This is a genomic window from Pseudomonas sp. SST3, assembly GCF_003325755.1.
On record NZ_QORI02000085.1, the window covers coordinates 1 to 5,084 of the forward strand.

Below are 5,084 nucleotides of genomic sequence, written 5' to 3' on the forward strand. Positions count from 1 at the left end.
CGAGTTTTATCGAGAGCCTGCAATATGACTACGTGGGCCTGGGGGCGAACAGCGCGTTGGCGGTTTACCTGGAAGAACAGGCACTGCACGCTGGCTTTCGCTTGCAGACGCGCATTCGCGCCGACGGTTTTGAGGGGTTGATTCGCATGGTCGTCGGCGGTGCGGGCCTGGGCATCGTGCCTCAGGCCGCCTTGGACCGCTGGCCGTCAGAACGCCGTTTCAAGGCCCACCTCCTGCAAGAGGAGTGGGCCTGCCGCACGTTGCTGTTATGCGCACGCTCGTTCGAGCAACTGCCGGGTTATGCCAGGGCTTTGTTCGAGGCCTTGGCCCTGCCCTTGCGGAAGAACCCGTAATACACAGCCGACAGAATCAGCAGGAACGGCACGCCAAACACCAGTGTCATCTTGAAGGCGTCGGTGAAATAGGTGGTGATCATCACCGCCCCCATCAGCACCAACCCCAGCAACGTGCTGTAGGGAAAACAGGCGCAACTGGAACGACAACTTCGCCCCGCCATGACGCTTGCGATAGCGGCGGAAAAACAGGTGAGTGAGGAAGATCATGAACCAGGTGAAGATTGCGCCGAACATCGAGATCGCCATCATCAGGGTGAACGAGCTTTCCGGGTACACCACGTTAAGCAACGTCGCCAGGGCAATGCCCGAGCTGGACAGCAGCAATGCGTTGAGCGGGATGCCGTTCTTGCTCAGCGCGCCCATGGACTTGGGCGCAAAACCAGCGCGCGACAGGCTGAACATCATGCGCGTGGTGATGTAGAGCTGACTGTTCATGGCCGACAGCGCCGCGATCAGGATCACGAAATTCATCACCCCGGTGGCACCGGGAATGCCGATAGTCTGCATCACTGTGACAAACGGGCTCTGGGCCTGGCCGGCCTGGTTCCACGGTACGATGGCGAGCATCAGCGCCAGGGTCAGCAGATAGAACACCACCAGCCGCACGATGGTAGCGCGGAAGGCTTTCTTCACTGCCTGCTCCGGGTCAGCAGCTTCACCGGCGGCCACGGCGATCATCTCGACACTGAGGTAGCTGAAGATCGACACGATCACCGCGATCCACATGCCACTCAAGCCATGGGGGAAAAAGCCGTCGTGGGCCGTGTAGTTCTGCACGCCGTAGTCGGGGTTACCAGAGCCGAACACCACATACACTGCCAGTATGATGAAACCGACAATAGCGCTGATCTTGATCGTCGAGAACCAGTATTCGAAGTTGCCGAAGGTCTTCACGCTGATCGCGTTGAGCAGGATCAGCACACTGGAAAACGACACGATCCACACCCACTCCGGCACGTTGGCAAACCAGTACTTCATGTACATCGCCACCGCCGTGACCTCGGCCCCCACCGCCAGCACAATCGCTGCCCAGTAGGCATACCGCACCAGGAACCCGGCCAATGGGCTGATGTAGAACTCGGCATAGGCGCCAAAGGAGCCGGAGGTGGAATGGGCCACCGTCATCTCCGCCAGGCAGCCCATCAGCAGCAAGGTAATCAACGCGCCGATGGCGTAGCTCACCAGCACGCTCGGCCCGGCATAACCGATGGCGTAGGCGCTGCCCATGAACAGCCCGGTGCCGATGGCGCCACCGATGGCGATCATGCTCATCTGGCCGGAAGTGAGCTGGCGCCTCAGGCCCAGTTCACGGTGGGTAATCTCTGCAAAGCCGTTGTCTGGCGTGGTCACGGGTGTGCCCCTTTATTATTGTGATGGTGGCTGACGCTGAACCTGTGGGAGCTGGCTTGCCTGCGATAACGGTAGTGAATGCACCGACGCTATCGACAGGCAAGCCAGCTCCCACATTTGATCTSYRATGTCTTGGGGAATTTCTGCAGACAAAAAAAAGCCCCGCACCTGGCGGGGCTTTTTTATGCGCGGGGCTTACAGGCCGTCGAGCATGGCTTTGTTGCGCACCGCACCCTTGTCGGCACTGGTGGCCAACAACGCGTAGGCCTTCAATGCGGTGGTGACTTTACGCGGGCGCTTCTCCACTGGCTTCCAGCCTTTCTTGTCCTGCTCAACCCGGCGTGCCGCCAGTTCTTCATCGCTGATCAACAGGTTGATCGAGCGGTTCGGAATGTCGATCAGCACCTTGTCGCCATCCTGCACCAGGCCAATCGCGCCACCGGCAGCAGCTTCCGGCGAAGCGTGGCCGATGGACAGGCCCGACGTGCCGCCGGAGAAACGGCCGTCGGTCAGCAGGGCGCAGGCTTTGCCCAGGCCTTTGGATTTCAGGTAGGACGTGGGGTAAAGCATCTCCTGCATACCCGGGCCGCCTTTAGGGCCTTCGTAGCGGATGATCACGATATCGCCTTCCTTGACTTCGTCCGCGAGGATGCCGCGTACCGAGCTGTCCTGGCTTTCGTAGATCTTGGCGCGGCCTTCGAAGACGTGGATGGACTCATCCACGCCTGCCGTTTTGACCACACAGCCGTCGAGGGCGATGTTGCCGTACAGCACGGCCAGGCCGCCTTCTTGCGAGTAGGCGTGCTCGACACTGCGGATGCAGCCGTTTTCACGGTCGTCATCCAGGGTGTCCCAACGGGTCGACTGACTGAACGCCGTCTGCGTCGGGATACCGGCCGGGCCGGCCTTGAAGAAGGTGTGCACGGCTTCGTCGTCGGTCTGGGTGATGTCCCACTTGGCGATGCCTTCGGCGATGGACTTGCTGTGCACGGTTGGCAGGTCGGTGTGCAACAGGCCGCCACGGGCCAGGGAGCCGAGGATCGAGAAGATCCCGCCGGCGCGGTGCACGTCTTCCATGTGGTACTTCTGGATGTTCGGCGCGACTTTGCACAGTTGCGGCACGTGACGGGACAGGCGGTCGATGTCGCGCAGGTCGAAATCGATCTCGGCTTCCTGGGCGGCAGCCAGCAAATGCAGAATGGTGTTGGTGGAACCGCCCATGGCGATGTCCAGGGTCATGGCGTTTTCGAACGCCTTGAAGTTGGCGATATTGCGCGGCAACACCGACTCATCGTTCTCGCCGTAGTAACGCTTGCACAGCTCGACGATGGTGCGGCCGGCCTGCAGGAACAACTGCTCGCGGTCGCTGTGAGTGGCCAGTGTGGAACCGTTGCCCGGCAAGGCGAGCCCCAGGGCTTCCACCAGGCAGTTCATCGAGTTGGCGGTGAACATGCCGGAGCACGAACCGCAGGTCGGGCAGGCGCTGCGCTCGTATTCGGCGACCTTCTCGTCAGAAGCGCTGGAATCGGCGGCGATCACCATGGCGTCGACGAGGTCGAGGCCGTGGGAGGCGAGTTTGGTCTTGCCGGCTTCCATCGGCCCGCCGGAGACGAAGATCACCGGGATGTTCAGGCGCAAGGCAGCCATCAACATGCCGGGGGTGATCTTGTCGCAGTTGGAGATGCACACAATGGCGTCGGCGCAGTGGGCGTTGACCATGTACTCCACGGAGTCAGCGATGATCTCGCGGCTCGGCAGGGAATACAGCATGCCGTCATGGCCCATGGCGATGCCGTCGTCCACGGCGATGGTGTTGAATTCTTTAGCCACGCCACCGGCGCGTTCGATCTCGCGGGCGACCAGTTGGCCCAGGTCCTTGAGATGGACATGGCCCGGCACGAACTGGGTGAACGAGTTGGCAATCGCGATGATCGGCTTCTTGAAGTCGTCATCTTTCATCCCCGTGGCACGCCACAGTGCGCGCGCGCCGGCCATGTTGCGGCCGTGGGTGGATGTTTTCGAGCGGTAATCAGGCATTGGAGCACTCCGGGCGGCTAATCAAGTACTAAAGGGGAGTGAGCTTCTAATTGACGACTGGAACACTCAGAAAATGGCCGTGTGTCCGGAAGTTGCCACTCGCGTCGCGGGATCGCCGCGTGCTTGGGCCTCGAGCTCATAAACCCGCCGGGGGATGACTGGCGATGAATAGGGCCGATTCTACACCGCTGGCGGCTGGAGGGAATGGGCGCAACCTTGAAGTTAGCCGCTACAGGACGTGCGGGCGCCGCCGTGCCCATGAGTTCAACGCAAGGGCGGCAAGGCTCAGGATCAGAAAACACAAGCCAAGCGCAGTACTCAACTGGTGGGTAAAGGTGCTGATAAACGCACTGATACAGCCGCCAGCAATGAACAGCACTGCCGCAACGGCGGAAGCTGCGGCTCCCGCATTGTCTGGAAACAGGCTCATGGCCTTGGAGTTGGAAATGGGCCGGGTGATGGTGGTGCCCGCCGTGCAGAGCAGCATGGGCACCAACACTGTCGGGGTTGATAAGCCGAACAGGTAGGCCAACAGCAGCATGACCACGCCAGAGATAGCGATCAGAACCAGCCCGACTGCCATCTGGGTAGCCGCCGCCAGCCGTTTGTGCAGGACGCCGGCACAGAGGCCTCCCACTACGTAGGCGGCGCCGTAGAGAAGCAAGGTCAATGAGTACTCATGGGGTGACAGCTTTAACTGGTCCATGAAAATGAGCGGTGACACAACGATGAATGAGAAATGACAGGCGAAGGTGATCGCGGAGATCGTGGCGTAGCTGGCGAAAATGTCTGTTGGCGAAAAACCTTGGCGTAGGCCCTGAAAATACCCCGCTCGCTTGGCGCGGTTGGAGGGAAGCCGCCATGCAGTAATCGGTGAGCCATAATCCACGTTGCAGCACAGAGGGCGATAAACGCGTAGAAGCTGGCTTTCCATCCCCAGTGCGATTGCAGCCATGCGCCCAGCACTGGGGAAATCGAGATGAAAATGCCTCCGGCCGTGGCCATTGCTATGCGCAACCGCTCCTGTTCCCTGCCGAAAAAAAGGTCCTGCACCAGCGCTTGGGACAGTATGAAACCACCGCAGCCTATGGCCTGAATGACTCGAAAGAAACAGGAATTGGGGCGTGTTTCTGGCGGCCAGACACCCGACTGCACCCAGGATGGCTACTACCATACTGGCCAGGAGTAGCTTCTTGCGACCGATTCTGTCGGACAGCGGGCCGATCAGCAGCATTGAGCAGGAAAATCCAATGGCGAACAGGCTGACGGATCGAGCGATATGGGTGGTCGAGGTATGGAAGTGTTCAGCCAGGGCGGGAAAGGAGGGCAGTACGACGTCAA

2 protein-coding genes and 3 pseudogenes are annotated in these 5,084 nt (G+C 60.4%); 1 reads left to right on the plus strand and 4 read right to left on the minus strand.

The annotated features are described in order from the left end of the window. A partial coding sequence (locus DQ405_RS23895) for a LysR substrate-binding domain-containing protein (protein ID WP_241730167.1) occupies positions 1–353 on the plus strand: 353 nt, incomplete at its 5' end. Here the strand turns inward: DQ405_RS23895 and DQ405_RS23900 are convergent. The 4 genes and pseudogenes from DQ405_RS23900 to DQ405_RS28735 all read right to left on the minus strand — a co-directional run. Then, positions 299–1,706: pseudogene (locus tag DQ405_RS23900) on the minus strand (amino acid permease). The gene DQ405_RS23895 and the pseudogene DQ405_RS23900 overlap by 55 nt on opposite strands. A gap of 195 nt (positions 1,707–1,901) precedes the next feature. Then, on the minus strand, positions 1,902–3,743 hold the full coding sequence (gene ilvD / locus DQ405_RS23905) for a dihydroxy-acid dehydratase (RefSeq protein ID WP_003195159.1): 1,842 nt from the start codon (positions 3,741–3,743) through the stop codon (positions 1,902–1,904). Positions 3,744–3,972: 229 nt separating this feature from the next. Next, a pseudogene (locus DQ405_RS28370) lies at positions 3,973–4,898 on the minus strand (MFS transporter). 10 nt (positions 4,899–4,908) lie between these two features. After that, positions 4,909–5,073 (minus strand): annotated as a pseudogene (locus tag DQ405_RS28735) (MFS transporter); the annotation flags it as partial. Between the last annotated feature and the right edge of the window lie 11 nt (positions 5,074–5,084).

Coding starts and splice junctions, on each gene's coding strand:
- ilvD (WP_003195159.1), bottom strand. CDS start 3,743: ATGCCTGATTACCGCTCGAAAACATCCACCCACGGCCGCAACATGGCC.